The organism is Mesorhizobium sp. CAU 1732 (assembly GCF_039888675.1).
In the GTDB taxonomy this organism is placed as follows: Bacteria; Pseudomonadota; Alphaproteobacteria; order Rhizobiales; family Rhizobiaceae; genus Aerobium.
The window spans coordinates 1,005,626-1,022,194 of the sequence record NZ_JBDQQR010000001.1 but is presented as its reverse complement, the minus strand read 5'-3'; the positions used below and the strand labels follow the sequence as shown (position 1 = coordinate 1,022,194).

Genomic DNA, 16,569 nt, shown 5'->3' with positions numbered 1-16,569 from the left:
AAATCGTCCACCCACGGAGCCCGCCGCATGATCGACAAGCTCGAATTCTTCATCGCTCTCGCCCGCAGCCGCCATTTCGGCCGGGCGGCGGAGGATTTGGGCATCACGCAACCCACGCTCTCTGCCGCGATCAAGCAACTGGAAGACCAGCTCGGCGTCATGCTGGTGCAGCGGGGCTCCCGCTTCCAGGGTCTGACGCCGGAGGGCGAGCAGGTGCTGATCTGGGCGCGCCGCATCACCGGCGACGCACGTACCATGCGCGAGGAAATGCGCGCCGCGCGGCACGGCCTCTCGGGTCGCGTCCGCATCGCTGCGATCCCGACCGCACTGGCCATGGTTCCCAGGCTGACCACGCCGTTTCGCGAGCGTCACCCGGGCGTTACCTTCACCGTCCTGTCGCGCACGTCGATCGAGGTTCTGTCGCTGCTCGGCAATTTCGACATCGAGGTCGGCATCACCTATCTCGACAACGAGCCGCTCGGCCGCGTCATTTCCGTGCCGCTCTATTCGGAGCGGTATCAACTCATCACCGCGGCAGGAAACGTCTATTCCGACCGTACGCAGGTCACCTGGGCGGAAGTGGCGGACCTGCCGCTCTGCCTCCTGACGCCCGACATGCAGAACCGCCGCATCATCGACCAGCATCTGGCGGAAGCGGGCGCATCTGCGCGCCCGACGCTGGAGAGCAATTCGATGATCGTGCTGTTTTCCCATATCCGGACCGGCAAATGGTCCTCGATCATGCCGCTCAACCTGGCCGAGACCTTCGGCTTCGCGGAGCCGATCCGGGCCATCCCCATCGTCGAGCCGGATGCCAGCCATCTCGTCGGACTGGTCGCAGCGGAACGCGAGCCGCACACGCCCCTCGTCGCGGCGCTTCTGGACCAGGCAAAGGCGCTGGCCGACGATTTTTCCGCCCGTAAGTAGCTTACCCGTAGAGCCAAGCAAAATTTTGATAGAAATCTTCTATCGAGCGACGAGACGGCTTTATTGATTTCGGCGAAATTGACTGATTTCGTGGCGATTTAGCGGACTTCCGCGATCTTATAGGGAGGGCGCTGCGTGAGGATGCAGCCGCAAGGTACCGAAACCGCCGCACGCGTGGCCGCGATCATCGACGACCTCAAGGGTCTCGAAGGTCCGCTCCTGCCGATTCTGCATGAAATCCAGCACGAGTTCGGTTTCGTGCCGACCGAAACGCTCCCCGTGATCGCGGCGGCGCTCAACATTTCCAACGCCGAGGTCCATGGCGTCGTCAGCTTCTACCACGATTACCGCCGAGAGCCCGCGGGACGCCATGTGCTGAAGCTCTGTCAGGCCGAAGCCTGCCAGTCGATGGGCTCCGAGCGCGTTGCCGCGATGGTCAAGCAGGCCCTCGGCATCGGCTTCCATGAAACCGCGGCGGACGGCTCCGTCACGCTCGAGCCGGTCTACTGCCTGGGGCTCTGCGCCTGCGCGCCGGCTGCGATGCTCGACGGCGAGGTGATCGGCAGGCTCGATGCGGATGCGATCGACGACATCGTCGCAGAGGTGCGGACGTGACCGCGGCAAGTCAGCTACCCCCACCCCTTACCCCTCCCCACAAGGGGGAGGGAGGTCGCCCGCGTCGCGCCTTCTTTGCAGCCTGGCGCAACATTGACGTGGAATCCACACCGCCCGTGTCTCCCTCCCCCTTGTGGGGAGGGGTTGGGGGTGGGGGTCCATGCATCGCGGGGACTTCGGCATGACCACAATCTACATCTCGAAGGATTCCGGCGCGCTGGCGCTCGGCGCTGAAAAGGTCGCCAAGGCCGTTCGCGCGGAGATCGAGAAGCGCTCGCTCGACGTGAAGATCGTGCGCACCGGATCGCGCGGCCTCTACTGGCTCGAACCCATGGTCGAAATCGAGACGGAGGCCGGCCGTGTCGCATACGGCCCGGTCAAGCCGTCCGATGTCGCGTCGCTCTTCGATGCGGATTTTCTATCGGGCGGCAATCACGAAAAATCACGCGGCAAGACCGACGAAATCCCGTTCCTCTCCCGCCAGAGCCGCCTCACCTTCGCGCGCTGCGGCATCACCGATCCGCTGTCGCTCGGCGACTATGAGGCCCATGGCGGCCTGACCGGCCTGCGCAAGGCCGTCTCCATGACGCCCGCCGACATCGTCAAGACCGTGACCGATTCCGGCCTGCGTGGGCGCGGCGGTGCAGGCTTTCCGACCGGCATCAAGTGGAAGACGGTGATGGATGCGGTGGCTGACCGCAAATACATCGTCTGCAACGCCGACGAAGGCGACTCCGCCACCTTCGCCGACCGCATGATCATGGAGGGCGATCCCTTCGTGCTCATCGAGGGCATGGCGATCGCCGGCATCGCGACCGGCGCCACCAAGGGCTACATCTACATCCGCTCGGAATATCCGCATGCGATCGCCGCCATGAACGCGGCCATCGACGTCGCGCGGCATTTCGGCATCCTCGGCGCGACCGTGCTCGGCTCGCCCAACGCCTTCGACATGGAAGTGCGCGTCGGTGCCGGCGCCTATGTCTGCGGCGAGGAAACCTCACTGCTCAACTCGCTCGAAGGCAAGCGGGGCGTGGTCCGCGCCAAGCCGCCGCTGCCCGCGTTACAGGGTCTTTTCGGCAAGCCCACCGTCGTCAACAACGTGATTTCGCTGGCGTCCGTTCCCGTCATTCTCGACAAGGGCGCGGACCATTACCGCGATTTCGGCATCGGTCGCTCGCGCGGCACGATCCCGATCCAGATTGCCGGCAATGTGAAGCATGGCGGGCTGTTCGAGGCCGGCTTCGGCATGACGCTGGGCGAAATCGTCGACGAGATCGGCGGCGGTACGGCAACCGGTCGTCCGGTCAAGGCGGTTCAGGTCGGCGGACCGCTCGGCGCGTATTTCCCGCGTGAACTTTTCGACACGCCCTTCGACTACGAAGCGTTCGCGGCCAAGGACGGGTTGATCGGGCACGCCGGCATCACGGTGTTCGACGATACGGCCGACATGCTCAAGCAGGCGCGCTTCGCGATGGAGTTCTGCGCCATCGAGAGTTGCGGCAAGTGCACGCCCTGCCGCATCGGCTCGACGCGCGGCGTCGAGACGATCGACAAGATCGGCGCCGGCATCGAGCCGGAAAAGAACCTCGCGCTCGTCGCCGACCTCTGCAACACGATGAAATTCGGATCGCTCTGCGCGCTCGGCGGCTTCACGCCCTATCCCGTCATGAGCGCCATCCACCATTTCCCCGACGACTTCGCGCCACAGGCGAAATTGGAGGCGGCGGAATGATATCGGCGGTATTCGACCCCCACTCCGGCCCTTCGGGCCACCTCTCCCCCGTTCGACGGGGTCGAGGACGCGCTGCCGAAACACCGGCATCAATCCAGCTTGGTTTCCTCTCCCCCGTCGAACGGGGGAGAGGTGCCGAGCGAAGCGAGGCGGAGTGGGGGTCGACCGGCCTCCGTAACCGCGCTATCTCTTCGTTCTAGGGAGAACCACGATGGGTCTCGTTCACGAAATCGACTACGGCACACCGGCCTCGAAATCGACAGAGCAGGTCACGCTCAATGTCGACGGGTTCGACGTCACCGTTCCCGCCGGCACCTCGATCATGCGCGCCTCGATGGAGGCCGGCATCGCGATCCCCAAGCTCTGCGCGACCGACATGGTCGATGCGTTCGGGTCCTGCCGCCTCTGTCTCGTCGAGATCGAAGGCCGCAACGGCACGCCGTCCTCCTGCACGACGCCGGTTGCGCCGGGCATGGTGGTCAAGACCCAGACCACACGCCTCAAGGATATCCGTCGCGGCGTGATGGAACTCTACATCTCCGACCATCCGCTCGACTGCCTGACGTGTGCTGCCAATGGCGACTGCGAATTGCAGACGCAGGCCGGTGTCGTCGGCCTGCGCGATGTGCGCTATGGCTACGAGGGTGAGAACCACGTCTTCAATAAGCAGGACGGCGCGGACAATTTCCGCTGGATGGCAAAGGACGAGTCCAACCCCTACTTCACCTACGACCCGTCAAAGTGCATCGTCTGCTCGCGCTGCGTGCGCGCCTGCGAGGAGGTGCAGGGCACCTTCGCGCTGACGATCGAAGGTCGCGGCTTCGAAAGCCGCGTCTCGCCCGGCATGCACCAACCGTTTCTCGAGAGCGAGTGCGTCTCCTGCGGCGCCTGCGTGCAGGCCTGCCCGACCGCGACGCTGACCGAAAAGTCGGTGATCCAGATCGGCCAGCCGGAACACTCCGTGATCACCACCTGCGCCTATTGCGGCGTCGGTTGCTCCTTCAAGGCCGAGATGCGCGGCGACGAACTCGTTCGCATGGTTCCGTGGAAGGACGGCAAGGCCAATCGCGGCCATAGCTGCGTCAAGGGTCGCTTCGCCTATGGCTATGCGACGCACAAGGAGCGCATCCTCAACCCGATGATCCGCGAAAAGATCACCGATCCATGGCGCGAGGTCACGTGGGAAGAGGCGCTGACCCATACCGCCAATGAATTCCGCCGCCTCCAGTACCAGTACGGGCGCGCCGCGATCGGCGGCATCACCTCGTCGCGCTGCACCAATGAGGAAACCTATCTCGTCCAGAAACTGATCCGGCAGGGTTTCGGCAACAACAACGTCGATACCTGCGCCCGCGTCTGCCACTCGCCGACCGGCTACGGCCTCGGCCAGACCTATGGCACCTCGGCCGGCACGCAGGATTTCGACTCGGTCGAGGATTCCGACGTGATCATGGTGATCGGCGCCAATCCATCGGCTGCGCATCCGGTTTTCGCCTCGCGCATGAAGAAGCGCATCCGCCAGGGCGCCAAGCTGATCGTGCTCGATCCGCGCGTCACGGAGACGGTGGATTCCGTCCACGCCAAGGCGACGCACCATCTGCCGCTCAAGCCCGGCACGAATGTCGCGGTGCTGACCGCGCTCGCCCATGTCATCGTCACCGAAGGCCTGTTCGACGAGGCGTTCATCCGCGAGCGTTGCGACTGGTCGGAGTTCGAGGACTGGGCGGCCTTCGTCGCCGAGCCGCAGAACTCGCCGGAAGAAGTCGAGAAGCTCTCCGGCGTGCCGGCCGAGGAAATCCGCGGCGCCGCGCGCCTCTATGCGACGGGAGGCAACGGCGCGATCTATTACGGCCTCGGCGTCACCGAGCACAGCCAAGGCTCGACGACCGTCATCGCGATCGCCAACCTCGCCATGGCCACGGGCAATATCGGCCGGCGCGGCGTCGGCGTGAACCCGCTGCGCGGGCAGAACAACGTCCAGGGCGCGTGCGACATGGGCTCGTTCCCGCACGAGCTTCCCGGCTACCGCCACATCTCGGGCGATGCCGTGCGCGACATCTACGATTCGCTCTGGGGCACCAAGCTCGACAACGAGCCGGGCCTGCGCATCCCGAACATGCTGGACGCGGCCGTCGAGGGCACGTTCAAGGGCATCTACATCCAGGGCGAGGACATCCTTCAGTCAGACCCGGACACGAAGCACGTCTCCGCCGGCCTCGCCGCGATGGAGTGCGTCGTCGTGCACGACCTCTTCCTCAACGAGACGGCACGCTACGCCCATGTCTTCCTGCCGGGCTCGACCTTCCTGGAGAAGGACGGCACCTTCACCAATGCCGAGCGCCGCATCAACCGCGTGCGCAAGGTGATGGCGCCCAAGAACGGCCTGTCGGACTGGGAAGTCACGCAGAAACTCGCGCAGGCGATGGGGCTTAGCTGGTCCTATGCGCATCCGTCGCAGATCATGGATGAGATCGCCGCAACCACGCCGAGCTTCGCCAAGGTTTCCTATGCCTATCTCGAGGAAATGGGCTCCGTTCAGTGGCCCTGCAACGAGCAGGCACCGCTCGGCACGCCGATCATGCATATCGACGGCTTCGTGCGCGGCAAGGGCAAGTTCATCCGCACCGAATATGTCGCAACCGACGAGAAGACCGGCCCGCGCTTCCCGCTTCTGCTCACCACCGGCCGCATCCTGTCGCAGTACAATGTCGGCGCTCAGACGCGTCGCACCGACAACGTCGTCTGGCATGGTGAGGACAGGCTGGAAATCCACCCGCACGACGCCGAACAGCGCGGCGTGCGCGACGGCGATTGGGTGCGGCTGACCAGCCGCGCGGGCGAGACGACCCTGCGCTCACTCATCACCGAGCGCGTCGCGCCGGGCGTGGTCTACACGACATTCCACCACCCCGACACGCAGGCCAACGTCATCACAACCGACTTCTCCGACTGGGCGACCAACTGCCCGGAATACAAGGTCACCGCGGTTCAGGTCGGCCCCTCCAACGGCCCCTCCAACTGGCAGGAAGAGTACGAAGACCTCTCGCAGCGCTCGCGCCGCATCGCGGGGCACATGGAAGCTGCGGAGTGATGTGCGGGGCTCAGACCTTCCCTTCTCCCCGTTCACGGGGAGAAGAAGGCTGTCATCAATGACCCGCCCGCCCCTCACCTCCACGATCCGCATCGCACGACGCGCCTCCGGCACGCAGGCAGCCGCGCGCATGGTGCCGGAGGAAACGCCCGTCGCGCTGTCCTACGCGGGCACGACCCATGCGGTGATGATGGCCTCGCCCGCGGATTTCGAGGATTTCGCGCTCGGCTTCTCGCTCACCGAAGGCATCATCGCGTCCTCCATTGAAATCGACACGATCGCGGTTGAGGATGTCGAGGCAGGCATCGACATCCAAATCCGTCTCAAGGACACCGCCAACACGCGGTTCGAGCAGCGCCGCAGGCGGCTCGCCGGTCCGGTCGGCTGCGGGCTGTGCGGCATCGAATCCATCGACGAGGCGATGCGCTCGGTCCGCGACGTGCGTAAGTCGACGCTGACGCTTGGTGCCGAAGACGTCACCCAGGCGGTGAAACTCCTGTCCAAGCTGCAGCCCATGCACGCCCAGACCGGCGCGGTGCACGCGGCCGGCTTCTACGTTCCGGGCAAGGGCGTCGTGCTGGCGCGCGAAGATGTCGGCCGCCACAACGCGCTCGACAAGCTCGCCGGCGCGCTTGCAAAAGCAGGCATCGGCGGCGCGTCGGGCGCAGTCGTGGTCACCAGCCGCGTTTCCGTCGAGATGGTGCAGAAAACGGCTGCGATTGGCGCATCCGCCATCATCGCGGTTTCGGCGCCGACGGCACTTGCCATTCGCACGGCCGACGAGGCCGGCATGACGCTCGTCGCGCTCGTGCGCGGCGATGAATTCGACATCTTCACGCATCCTGAACGCGTGACCAGCGGAGCAGCCCAGAATGTCGCATGAAGACGCCCCGTTCGACCCTCACGTCAAGATCATCCGCATGGCGAACCAGATCGGCACGTTCTTCCTGTCGAAGCCGCATGATGAAGGCGTCGCGGGCGTGGCCGAACACATCAACAAATTCTGGGAACCGCGCATGCGCGGACACTTCTTCGAGGTGATGGATGCAGGTGGCGAGCCCCTGCTGCCCATCGTGCGCGAGGCGGCGGCCGCGATCCGGCGGCCCAACGCCCCGCCCGGCGTCGGGATGGGCGCCGGCGATAAGGCCAATGCCGGCTCCCCGGATGGCAAGGGACAGGCGGCAGGCGAATCCGTCGGCGAAATCGCCGCCTCTCAGGGGTAGGCCGCCGTGACCTGCGGCCCGGCCAAAACCAGCCTCGCCCGACCTGCTTCTATCGCCTGGGCAACGTCCTGTGACGGCGCCGCGTCTGCCACCAATTCGTCGAACCCGTCGAAGCCACAGACATGCACCAGTCCGCGCCGCCCGAATTTCGTCTGGTCGGTGACGACCAGCGAGCGCTGGCCGCGCGACAGCACCATGCGGGCGAATTCGGCCTCTTCCAGATCGTAGTCCATCACGCCGTCCACCGCGTCGATCGCTCCGGTCGAGATGATCGCGTGCGCCACGGAAAAACGCGACACGAACTCGATCGCGGATACGCCGAAGGCCGCGCCTGAATCCGGGCGCAGTTCGCCGCCGGCCATGTAGACGCGGTTGCCGTTCACCGTCGCCAGCGTGCGCGCGATGTCGGAGGAGTTCGTCACAACGGTCAGCCGCCGATGGCCGAGCAGTTCGCGCGCGAGGTAGCTGGTGGTCGTGCCCGTATCGAGCATGATGGATTCGCCATCGCGGATGGTGCCCGCTACGTGCCGCGCGACCGCGCGCTTGGCCGCAGCGTTTTCGCGCATCCGCCGCTCGAATGGCGCTTCGCCGACATCCGACGGCAGGCCGACGGCGCCGTGCATCTTGAGCACCTGGCCGTCATCGGTCAGCGGCTTCACGTCGCGGCGCACGGTCTCCAGCGACACGCCCAGCCTACCTGCAAGATCGGCGACGGACAGCGTCCCCTCCTCGCGCAGGAGCCGCAATATCTCGCCATGTCGTCGTGACACGCCCGCCATCGTCTCCTCACAGGTTACGGTATCGGCAGTTGACTGCATTTTGTGCAAATTGAAGTGATTACTCCAATTCGTCTCGCATAATCGGTCAAAAAAACAAAAAATACCACACGGTTGATTGACAACGAGACTTTCACTGACGGACACTGCCGTTGCGTTAGGTCCGGCGCGAGGGGAAGCTCGCTTCACCCTGCCTGAGCCCGCGCCAACAACGATACAGGCTGACAGAGGGCGAGCAGGAGTTTCCAGATGCTTCAGAACCATCGCATGTTTTTCAGGACGTTGCGGACACTCGCGGTTTCCGCGGCATTGTGCTCGCTGGGTGCGGCTTCGGCACACGCGCAGGAATCCACCGACCCGATCAAGCTGACGCTGCATGACTGGACGGGCCAGCTCATCACCACCGAGATCATGGGCGAAGTGCTGAAGAAGGCCGGCTACAACGTCGAATACGTTCAGGCAGACTATCTCGCACAGTTCGCCGGCCTCGAATCCGGCGACCTGCACGTCGCGATGGAAATGTGGGAGACGACCGGGCGCGAGGCGATGGACGCGGCGACCGCGACCGGCAAGGTCGAGAATTTCGGCCCGACCGGCATGCAGGCCAAGGAGGAGTGGTGGTATCCCACCTACATGAAGGAGAAGTGCCCCGGCCTGCCCAATTGGGAAGCGCTGAAGGACGAAGCCTGTGCCGAGGCGTTTTCGACGGCCGAGACCGCGCCCAAGGGCCGCTATCTCGGCGGGCCGGTGACCTGGGGCGGCTTTGACGACGAGCGCGTCGAGGCGCTCGATCTTCCCTTCGAGGTGATCCACGCGGGCACCGACGCCGCGCTTTTCGCCGAGCTTGAATCCGCCTATCAGCGGCAGGCGCCGATCCTGCTGTGGATCTACGCTCCGCATTGGGCCCCGGCCAAATATGAAGGCGAGTGGGTCGAATTCCCGGAATACACCGCCGAATGCTACACTGACCCGGCCTGGGGCTCGAACCCCGACATGCAGTATGACTGCGGCAAGCCGTTCGGCGAAATCTGGAAGGTCGGCTGGTCGGGCGTGAAGGACAAATGGCCGGGCGCCTACGAGGCGATCAAGGCATTCCAACTCGACAATAACGATATGGGCGCGATGATCACGGCCGTCGACCTCGACGGCAAGAGCGTCTCGGATGTGGTCGGCGAGTGGATGACGGCCAACGAGGCGAAATGGTCGGAGTGGGTGAAGTAGACATCGCCTGATTAGACGTCCATGCCCTACGTTGCCCCCCTTTGGCCTGCCGGCCATCTCCCCCACGAGGGGGGAGATTACTCTCGTCATCGACACTGCGTGATCTCCCCCCTCGTGGGGGAGATGGCCGGCAGGCCAGAGGGGGGCGCGACAGAACGCTCCCTGCCAATCGTCACATGACCCCCACCCCCAAACTCATCTGCCGCAATGTCTGGAAGCTGTTCGGCTCCGGCGCAGACGCCTTTGCGCGCGGCGGCATCGACGCGTCGCGCCTTCCCGGAAGCGGGCTGGTCGCTGCCGTGCGCGACGTCAATCTGGAGGTCCGTGAGGGCGAGATCTTCGTTATCATGGGCCTCTCGGGCTCCGGCAAGTCGACGCTGGTGCGCTGCCTGTCACGTCTGGTCGAACCCACCGCCGGCGAAATCCTGTTCAACGGCGAGAACCTGCTGGCGGCCGACGAAAAGCGGATGATCGAAATCCGCCGGCACCAGATGGGCATGGTGTTCCAGCACTTCGCGCTGCTGCCGCATCTGAGCGTGCTCGCCAACGTCGCCTTCCCGCTCGAGGTGCAGGGTGTGCCACGCGACAAGCGCGAGGCGCGGGCACGCGAAATGATCGAGCTCGTCGGTCTGGCCGGGCGCGAGACTGCGTTTCCGCGCGAGCTGTCGGGCGGGCAGCAACAGCGCGTCGGCATTGCGCGCTCGCTTGCGGTCGAACCGGAGCTCTGGTTCCTGGACGAGCCGTTCTCGGCGCTCGACCCGCTCATCCGTCGTGAGATGCAGGACGAGTTTTTGCGGCTGCAATCGGTGCTCAGGAAGACGATCGTCTTCATCACGCATGATTTCGACGAGGCGATCCGGCTTGCCGACCGCATCGCCATCATGAAGGACGGCGCGATCGTACAATGCGACACGCCGGAAGCGCTGGTGCTCGACCCGGCGACCGACTACGTCGCCGAATTCACGCGGAACGTGCCCAGGGCGAAAGTCATTCGCGTGCGCTCGCTGATGCGTGCCGTCGAGGGCGACGCGACGGGTTCGGCATTCATCATCGACACCGCGCGCATTGCGGAAGCCGCCCCGCTGTTCGACGGTGGCGCCACGACACTGCGGGTGGTCGATGCTGGCGGCGGGACCGTTGGCCAGCTCCATCGTGAGGACGTCGTCGACGTCCTGATGCGGGGGTGACAGCGATGTCTGCGCTTCTTCGGATATCACCCCCTCCACCGCCTACGGCGGTCCCCCTCCCCCATGAATGGGGGAGGATCCGCGTTGCGGCAGTCCTCGACCGGGGATCCTCCCCTGCGAAGCGGGGGAGGTGGCGAGCGAAGCGAGACGGAGGGGGTGCCGCGCCATCGACCGGTTTGCAGGTCCCAGAGGATGGTCGATGAGCGTCCCGGCCGCCCCATCCAACGCGGACGCCTTCACCAGCAACGAAACGCCGCCGCGCCGGTCGGCATCTCGCATCCTCGTCGCCACCATCATTCTCCTCGCCTGCATCCTGCTCTGGCAGTTCGGCAAGCCCGTCGCAGCGTGGGCGTTCGATTATCCGCGCGCCTGGCAAATTCCCGCTGTCCGGTGGATCGGCAACGCCATGAAATGGCTGGTGAACGAGGCGAGCTTCGGCCTCTTCACCTTCACCGAATTCACGCGTTTTCTCGCCGCGATTGTCGATGCGCCCTACCGCGTTGTGCTGAGCCTTATCTCAACCGGTTTCCTGTCCGGCCAGGGCTCGTCCGCCATCCAGATCGTGCCGCCGCTGTCTTGGATCGCGGTCGTGGCCATCGTCGGCCTGATGGGGCTGTATGCCGGGGGGCGCAGACTGGCCATCCTCGTCGCCGCCTGCTTCCTGTTCCTCGCCATGTTCGGCCAGTGGAAGAGCGCGATGATCACGCTGGCGTCGATCCTTGTCGCGGTGCCCATCGGCGTCGCGGGCGGGCTCGTCCTCGGCATCGCCGCCTATCGCTGGCCGGCCTTCGAGCGCGCGATCCGGCCGGTTCTCGACCTGATGCAGACGATGCCGGTTTTCGCCTATCTCGTGCCGATCCTCGTGCTGTTCGGCTTCGGCCCGGTCGCGGCCATCGTCGCGACGCTGATCTACGCCATGCCGCCGATGATCCGCATCACGGTTCTCGCGCTCAACGGCGTGCCGGCCGAGGTGCGCGATCTCGGGCGCATGGTCGGCTGCACGCGCCGCCAGATAACGTGGCGGATCATGGTGCCCTCGGCCAAGGAAAGCCTGATGGTCGGCGTCAACCAGGTGATCATGCTGTCGCTCAACATGGTCATCATCGCCTCGATGATCGGGGCGGGCGGGCTCGGCTTCGACGTGCTCTCGGCGCTGCGCCGGCTCGATATCGGCGCGGGCATGGAGGCAGGCTTTGCGATCGTCGCGCTGGCCATCGCGCTCGACCGGCTGAGCCAGGCATTCGCCAGCCGCACCGCACAGTCCCATACAGGCGCGTGGCATCTGCGCCATGCCTACACGATCGCTGCCCTCGCCTTCGTGGCGATCACTGCCATCGCCGGCCTCGTCATCCCCGCCGTGCAGACCTACCCTGCCGCCTACCAGCTTTCGACGGGGGATTTCTGGTCGAACGTCGTGCGCTGGATCAACATCAACTATTTCGACACGCTGGAAGGGCTGAAGAACGCGGTTCTTCTCAACATCCTGATACCGTTCAAGCGGTTCCTGCTCGGTCTTCCATGGCTCGGCGTCGTCGCGCTGCTCGCGCTCGCGGGCCATGTGCTGGGCGGGCTGCGGCTGGCATTGCTCGTCGGCACGCTTGCGTTCCTGATCGTCGCGACGGGGCAATGGGAAAACGCGATGGTGACAGTCTATCTCTGCGGCGTGTCGGTGCTGTTCGCGTGTCTCATCGGTGTGCCGGTGGGCATCATGGCGGCGGAGCGCGATCGCCTCTGGGGCTTCGTCCGGGTGGTGATCGACACGCTCCAGACGCTGCCCTCCTTCGTCTATCTGATGCCGGCGGTCATGCTGTTCCGGGTCGGCGATTTCACCGCCATGCTCGCGGTCGTCGCTTACGCCATCGCGCCGTCGATCCGCTACACGGTGCTCGGCCTTCAGCGCGTCGATCCGCGGCTGGTCGAGGCCGCCCGCGCCATGGGCGCGACGCGCCGGCAGATCCTGACCAAGGTGAAGCTGAAGCTGGCGCTGCCGGAGATCATGCTGGGCATCAACCAGACGATCATGTTCGCGCTGTCGATGCTGGTGATCACCGCTCTGGTCGGCACGCGCGATCTCGGCCAGGAGGTCTATGTCGCGCTGACCAAGGCCGACACCGGGCGCGGCCTCGTCGCCGGTCTGGCCGTCGCCTTCATCGCCATCATCGCCGACCGGCTGATCTCGGCGGGGGCGGCCCGGACGAAGGCAAGGCTGGGGTTGGTGTGATGATGTCTGTATCGAGAGCTGGCGACGTGACCACCACCGAAAACCGCATCCATGCCCTGCCCTGCTGGTCCGGTCCGATCACCATCGAGCCGCTGGCGGGCGGGCTGTCGAACCAGAACTACCTCGTCACCGATTCCGCCGGGCGGCACGTCGTACGCTTCGGCAAGGATTTTCCGTTCCACCATGTCTATCGCGAGCGCGAGATCATGACCGCGCGCGCGGCGCACCGCGCAGGCTTCGCGCCGGCGCTCGAATTCGCGCAGCCGGGCGTGATGGTGAGCGAGTTCCTCGGCGCAAAGACCTTCGGCCCGGAGGATGTGCGCGCCAATGTCGAGCGGATCGCCACACTGATGCGCCGCTTCCACGACGAGATGCCCGGCGAGGTCAGCGGCGCGGGCTTCATGTTCTGGGTATTTCACGTCATCCGCGATTATGCCCGCACCCTCCGCGATGGCGGCAGCCGCAAAACGCCGGAGCTCGATCGCTATCTCGCGCTCTCGCACGCGCTCGAAAGCGAGCAGGTTCCGCTGCCGATCGTCTTCGGCCACAACGACCTCCTGCCCGCGAACATCCTCGACACGGGCGACCGGCTCTGGCTGATCGATTTCGAGTATGCCGGGTTTTCCACGGCGATGTTCGACCTCGCCGGCGTCTCGTCCAATGCAGAGTTCGACGCGGCCCGGTCCGAAGCGCTGTTGCGCGCCTATTTCGGCGATGCGCCGGACCCGCGCCTCATGCGCTCGCTGTCGGCCATGCAATGCGCCTCGCTGCTGCGCGAGGCGATGTGGAGCATGGTGTCCGAGCTTCATCTCTATACCACGGGAATCGACTACGCCGCCTATTCCGACGAAAACCTTGCCCGCCTCGACTTCGCGCTCGACGCACACCGCACAGCCTACGGAAAGACCTGACATGGCCCTGCCATCCCACGCCCAGATCGTCGTCATCGGCGGCGGCATCATCGGTTGCTCCACCGCCTACCACCTCGCCCGCGACCACAAGGCCGACGTGATCCTGCTCGAGCAGGGCAAGCTCACCTCAGGCTCGACATGGCACGCGGCGGGGCTCGTCGGCCAGTTGCGGTCGTCCGCCTCGATCACGCGCGTGCTCAAATATTCGGTCGATCTCTACAAGGAGTTGGAAGCCGAGACCGGGCTTGCCACCGGCTGGAAGATGACCGGTTGCCTGCGGCTGGCCACGAACCAGGACCGCTGGACCGAGTACAAGCGCCTTGCCACCACCGCAAAAAGCTTCGGCATGGACATGCAACTCGTCTCGCCCGACGAGGTGAAGCGCATGTGGCCATTGCTGGAAACCGGCGATCTGGTCGGCGCGTCGTGGCTTCCGACCGACGGTCAGGCCAGCCCCTCCGACATCACGCAGTCGCTGGCCAAGGGCGCGCGCATGCACGGTGCGAAACTGTTCGAGGAGGTGCGCGTCACCGGCTTCGAGATGGAGGGCAAACGGATCACGGCCGTGAAGACCACGCAGGGCGACATCGCCTGCGACACGGTCGTCAATTGCGCCGGGCAATGGGCGCGTCAGGTGGGCGCGATGGCCGGGATCACCGTGCCGCTACAGCCCGTAAAACACCAGTACATCATCACCGAGAAGGTCGACGGCCTGTCGTCCGATGCGCCGACGATCCGCGATCCCGACCGCCGCACTTATTTCAAGGAGGAAGTCGGGGGGCTGGTGATGGGCGGCTATGAGCCAAACCCGCAGCCCTGGGATCTCGACCAGTTCGGCGGCGACGTGCCCGACGATTGGGAGTTCAGGCTGTTCGATGACGACTACGACCATTTCGAGCAGCACATGACACAGGCAATCGCGCGCGTGCCGGCTTTGGAGACGGTCGGGGTCAAGCAGATGATCAACGGTCCCGAAAGCTTCACGCCGGACGGGAACTTCATCCTTGGCGCAGCACCCGAATGCGCCAACATGTTCGTCGGCGCGGGATTCAACGCCTTCGGCATCGCGTCGGGCGGCGGAGCGGGCTGGGTTCTCGCGCAATGGGCGATCGACGGCGAAGCGCCGCTCGACCTCTGGGTCGTCGACATCCGCCGCTTTTCCGGCCTGCACTGCGACCGCGCCTGGGTACGCGACCGCACGCTCGAAGCCTACGGCAAGCACTACACGATCGGCTTCCCGCACGAGGAATATGACAGCGGCCGGCCGGCCATCGTCTCGCCGCTCTACGACCGCCTCAAGGCGCATGGCGCGGTGTTCGGCTCCAAGCTCGGCTGGGAGCGGCCCAACTGGTTTTCGGCCGAACCGGGCGCGAAAGACGTCTATTCCATGGGCCGGCAGAACTGGTTCGGCCCGGTCGGCAAGGAGCATGCCCATGTCCGCGAGCATGTCGGCCTGTTCGACCAGTCGTCCTTCGCGAAGTACGAGCTGTCGGGTCCGGATGCGGGCAAGGCCCTCGACTGGATCTGCGCCAACGACGTCTCGAAGCCGGTCGGACGTCTCACCTACACCCAGCTTCTCAACCGGCGCGGCGGTATCGAGGCCGACCTGACCGTCGCGCGCCTGGACGAGGACCGGTTCTACATCGTCACCGGCACCGGCTTCCGTACCCACGATCTCGGCTGGATCGAGGACCATGTTCCGGCCGGTCTCGACGTGACGATCACCGACGTGACCGAAGAGTTCGGCACGCTGTCGCTGATGGGTCCGCAGGCCCGAGCGGTGCTCGCCAACGTCACCAAGGCCGACATCTCGAACGCCGCCTTCCCGTTCGGCCATGTACGCGGGATCGAGATCGCGGGCCATACCGTGCGCGCGCTTCGCGTCACCTATGTCGGCGAACTCGGCTGGGAGTTGCACATTCCGATCGATGCCACCGGCGACGTGTTCGACGCGCTCATGGAGGGCGGGCGCCCGTTCGGCATCAGACCCGTCGGCTACCGCGCGCTCGAATCGCTCCGGCTCGAAAAGGGCTATTGCGCCTGGGGCTCGGATATCACGCCCAATGACTTGACCGCAGAAGCCGGCCTCGGCTGGGCCGTAAAACTTCGCAAGAACACCGATTTCCTCGGACGGAAAGCCTGTGAGGACGCCGCCGCAAAGCCGCTCGCCAAGCGGCTCGTGTGCTTCACCGTCGACGCTCCCGACGCCGTGCTGCTCGGCCGCGAAACGATCCTGCGCGACGGCAAGCCGGCCGGCTACCTCACCTCCGGCGGCTACGGCTACACGATCGGCAAGAGCATCGGCTACGGCTATGTGCGCAACGCCGACGGCGTGGATGACGACTTCCTGACGTCCGGCTCATACGAGCTGGTGGTGGCAACGGAGACCGTGCCGGCCACGCTGCATCTCGCGCCGCTCTACGACCCTGTGGGGGACAGGGTGAAGGGGTAGGGTTTGGCGCGACGGTTTTCCCTTCTCCCCGTTTACGGGGAGAAGGTGCCCGAAGGGCGGATGAGGGGCAGCGCGAAGGGTGAAGGTCTTGGTTGAGAGATAAGTGCGACTGAAAACGGAGCGGGGACCAGCGCTTGAAACCGCAGCGCCGCCCCTCATCCGGCAGCCCCGCCCTGCGCTATGGCTCCGGGCGTTCGTCGTTCAAAAAGC

12 protein-coding genes are annotated in these 16,569 nt (G+C 65.3%); 11 read left to right on the top strand and 1 reads right to left on the bottom strand.

From position 1 onward, the window contains the following. Window positions 1-27: 27 nt before the first annotated feature. From AAFN55_RS05075 to AAFN55_RS05050, 6 genes are all read left to right on the top strand, one after another. Window positions 28-927 (top strand): LysR family transcriptional regulator, encoded by a 900-nt coding sequence (locus AAFN55_RS05075; RefSeq protein WP_347797783.1) that lies wholly within the window; start codon window positions 28-30, stop codon window positions 925-927. Between the two features lie 141 nt (window positions 928-1,068). Continuing rightward, window positions 1,069-1,542, top strand: a complete 474-nt coding sequence (locus tag AAFN55_RS05070; RefSeq protein ID WP_347800187.1) for a formate dehydrogenase subunit gamma — start codon at window positions 1,069-1,071, stop codon at window positions 1,540-1,542. Between the two features lie 181 nt (window positions 1,543-1,723). Beyond that, on the top strand, window positions 1,724-3,277 hold the full coding sequence (locus tag AAFN55_RS05065; protein WP_347797782.1) for an NADH-quinone oxidoreductase subunit NuoF: 1,554 nt from the start codon (window positions 1,724-1,726) through the stop codon (window positions 3,275-3,277). Between the two features lie 211 nt (window positions 3,278-3,488). Then, on the top strand, window positions 3,489-6,368 hold the full coding sequence (gene fdhF, locus AAFN55_RS05060) for a formate dehydrogenase subunit alpha (protein ID WP_347797781.1): 2,880 nt from the start codon (window positions 3,489-3,491) through the stop codon (window positions 6,366-6,368). A gap of 58 nt (window positions 6,369-6,426) precedes the next feature. After that, window positions 6,427-7,251: a formate dehydrogenase accessory sulfurtransferase FdhD gene (fdhD, locus tag AAFN55_RS05055; protein ID WP_347797780.1), complete on the top strand. Its 825-nt coding sequence runs from the start codon at window positions 6,427-6,429 to the stop codon at window positions 7,249-7,251. Further along, window positions 7,241-7,591 (top strand): formate dehydrogenase subunit delta, encoded by a 351-nt coding sequence (locus AAFN55_RS05050; protein WP_347797779.1) that lies wholly within the window; start codon window positions 7,241-7,243, stop codon window positions 7,589-7,591. The genes fdhD and AAFN55_RS05050 overlap by 11 nt, the downstream gene beginning before the upstream one ends. Here the strand turns inward: AAFN55_RS05050 and AAFN55_RS05045 are convergent. Further along, entirely contained in the window at window positions 7,582-8,361 is a 780-nt protein-coding gene (locus AAFN55_RS05045) for a DeoR/GlpR family DNA-binding transcription regulator (RefSeq protein WP_347797778.1), read from the bottom strand. The two genes, AAFN55_RS05050 and AAFN55_RS05045, sit on opposite strands and share 10 nt — an antisense overlap. Window positions 8,362-8,634: 273 nt before the next feature. On the opposite strand from AAFN55_RS05045, the gene AAFN55_RS05040 reads away from it, so the two are divergent. The 5 genes from AAFN55_RS05040 (at window position 8,635) to AAFN55_RS05020 (ending at window position 16,359) form a co-directional block, all read left to right on the top strand. Beyond that, window positions 8,635-9,588, top strand: coding sequence for an ABC transporter substrate-binding protein (locus tag AAFN55_RS05040; protein WP_347800186.1), 954 nt, complete (start codon window positions 8,635-8,637; stop codon window positions 9,586-9,588). Between the two features lie 176 nt (window positions 9,589-9,764). Further along, the gene (locus tag AAFN55_RS05035) at window positions 9,765-10,775 is read left to right on the top strand and encodes a betaine/proline/choline family ABC transporter ATP-binding protein (RefSeq protein WP_347797777.1); all 1,011 of its coding nucleotides are present in this window, start codon (window positions 9,765-9,767) and stop codon (window positions 10,773-10,775) included. A gap of 199 nt (window positions 10,776-10,974) precedes the next feature. Continuing rightward, complete coding sequence (locus AAFN55_RS05030; protein ID WP_347797776.1) at window positions 10,975-12,996, top strand: ABC transporter permease subunit; 2,022 nt, start codon at window positions 10,975-10,977, stop codon at window positions 12,994-12,996. Between the two features lie 2 nt (window positions 12,997-12,998). Beyond that, complete coding sequence (locus AAFN55_RS05025) at window positions 12,999-13,907, top strand: choline/ethanolamine kinase family protein (RefSeq protein ID WP_347797775.1); 909 nt, start codon at window positions 12,999-13,001, stop codon at window positions 13,905-13,907. 1 nt (window position 13,908) lies between these two features. Further along, complete coding sequence (locus tag AAFN55_RS05020; RefSeq protein WP_347797774.1) at window positions 13,909-16,359, top strand: FAD-dependent oxidoreductase; 2,451 nt, start codon at window positions 13,909-13,911, stop codon at window positions 16,357-16,359. The last annotated feature ends 210 nt before the right edge of the window (window positions 16,360-16,569 follow it).

Bases quoted from the DNA above. Each gene is read 5' to 3' on its own strand.
- AAFN55_RS05035 (WP_347797777.1), top strand. From the start codon at position 9,765: ATGACCCCCACCCCCAAACTCATCTGCCGCAATGTCTGGAAGCTGTTC.
- AAFN55_RS05075 (WP_347797783.1), top strand. From the start codon at position 28: ATGATCGACAAGCTCGAATTCTTCATCGCTCTCGCCCGCAGCCGCCAT.
- AAFN55_RS05050 (WP_347797779.1), top strand. From the start codon at position 7,241: ATGTCGCATGAAGACGCCCCGTTCGACCCTCACGTCAAGATCATCCGC.
- AAFN55_RS05025 (WP_347797775.1), top strand. From the start codon at position 12,999: ATGTCTGTATCGAGAGCTGGCGACGTGACCACCACCGAAAACCGCATC.
- AAFN55_RS05040 (WP_347800186.1), top strand. From the start codon at position 8,635: ATGTTTTTCAGGACGTTGCGGACACTCGCGGTTTCCGCGGCATTGTGC.
- AAFN55_RS05020 (WP_347797774.1), top strand. From the start codon at position 13,909: ATGGCCCTGCCATCCCACGCCCAGATCGTCGTCATCGGCGGCGGCATC.
- AAFN55_RS05065 (WP_347797782.1), top strand. From the start codon at position 1,724: ATGACCACAATCTACATCTCGAAGGATTCCGGCGCGCTGGCGCTCGGC.
- AAFN55_RS05070 (WP_347800187.1), top strand. From the start codon at position 1,069: ATGCAGCCGCAAGGTACCGAAACCGCCGCACGCGTGGCCGCGATCATC.
- fdhF (WP_347797781.1), top strand. From the start codon at position 3,489: ATGGGTCTCGTTCACGAAATCGACTACGGCACACCGGCCTCGAAATCG.
- AAFN55_RS05030 (WP_347797776.1), top strand. From the start codon at position 10,975: ATGAGCGTCCCGGCCGCCCCATCCAACGCGGACGCCTTCACCAGCAAC.
- fdhD (WP_347797780.1), top strand. From the start codon at position 6,427: ATGACCCGCCCGCCCCTCACCTCCACGATCCGCATCGCACGACGCGCC.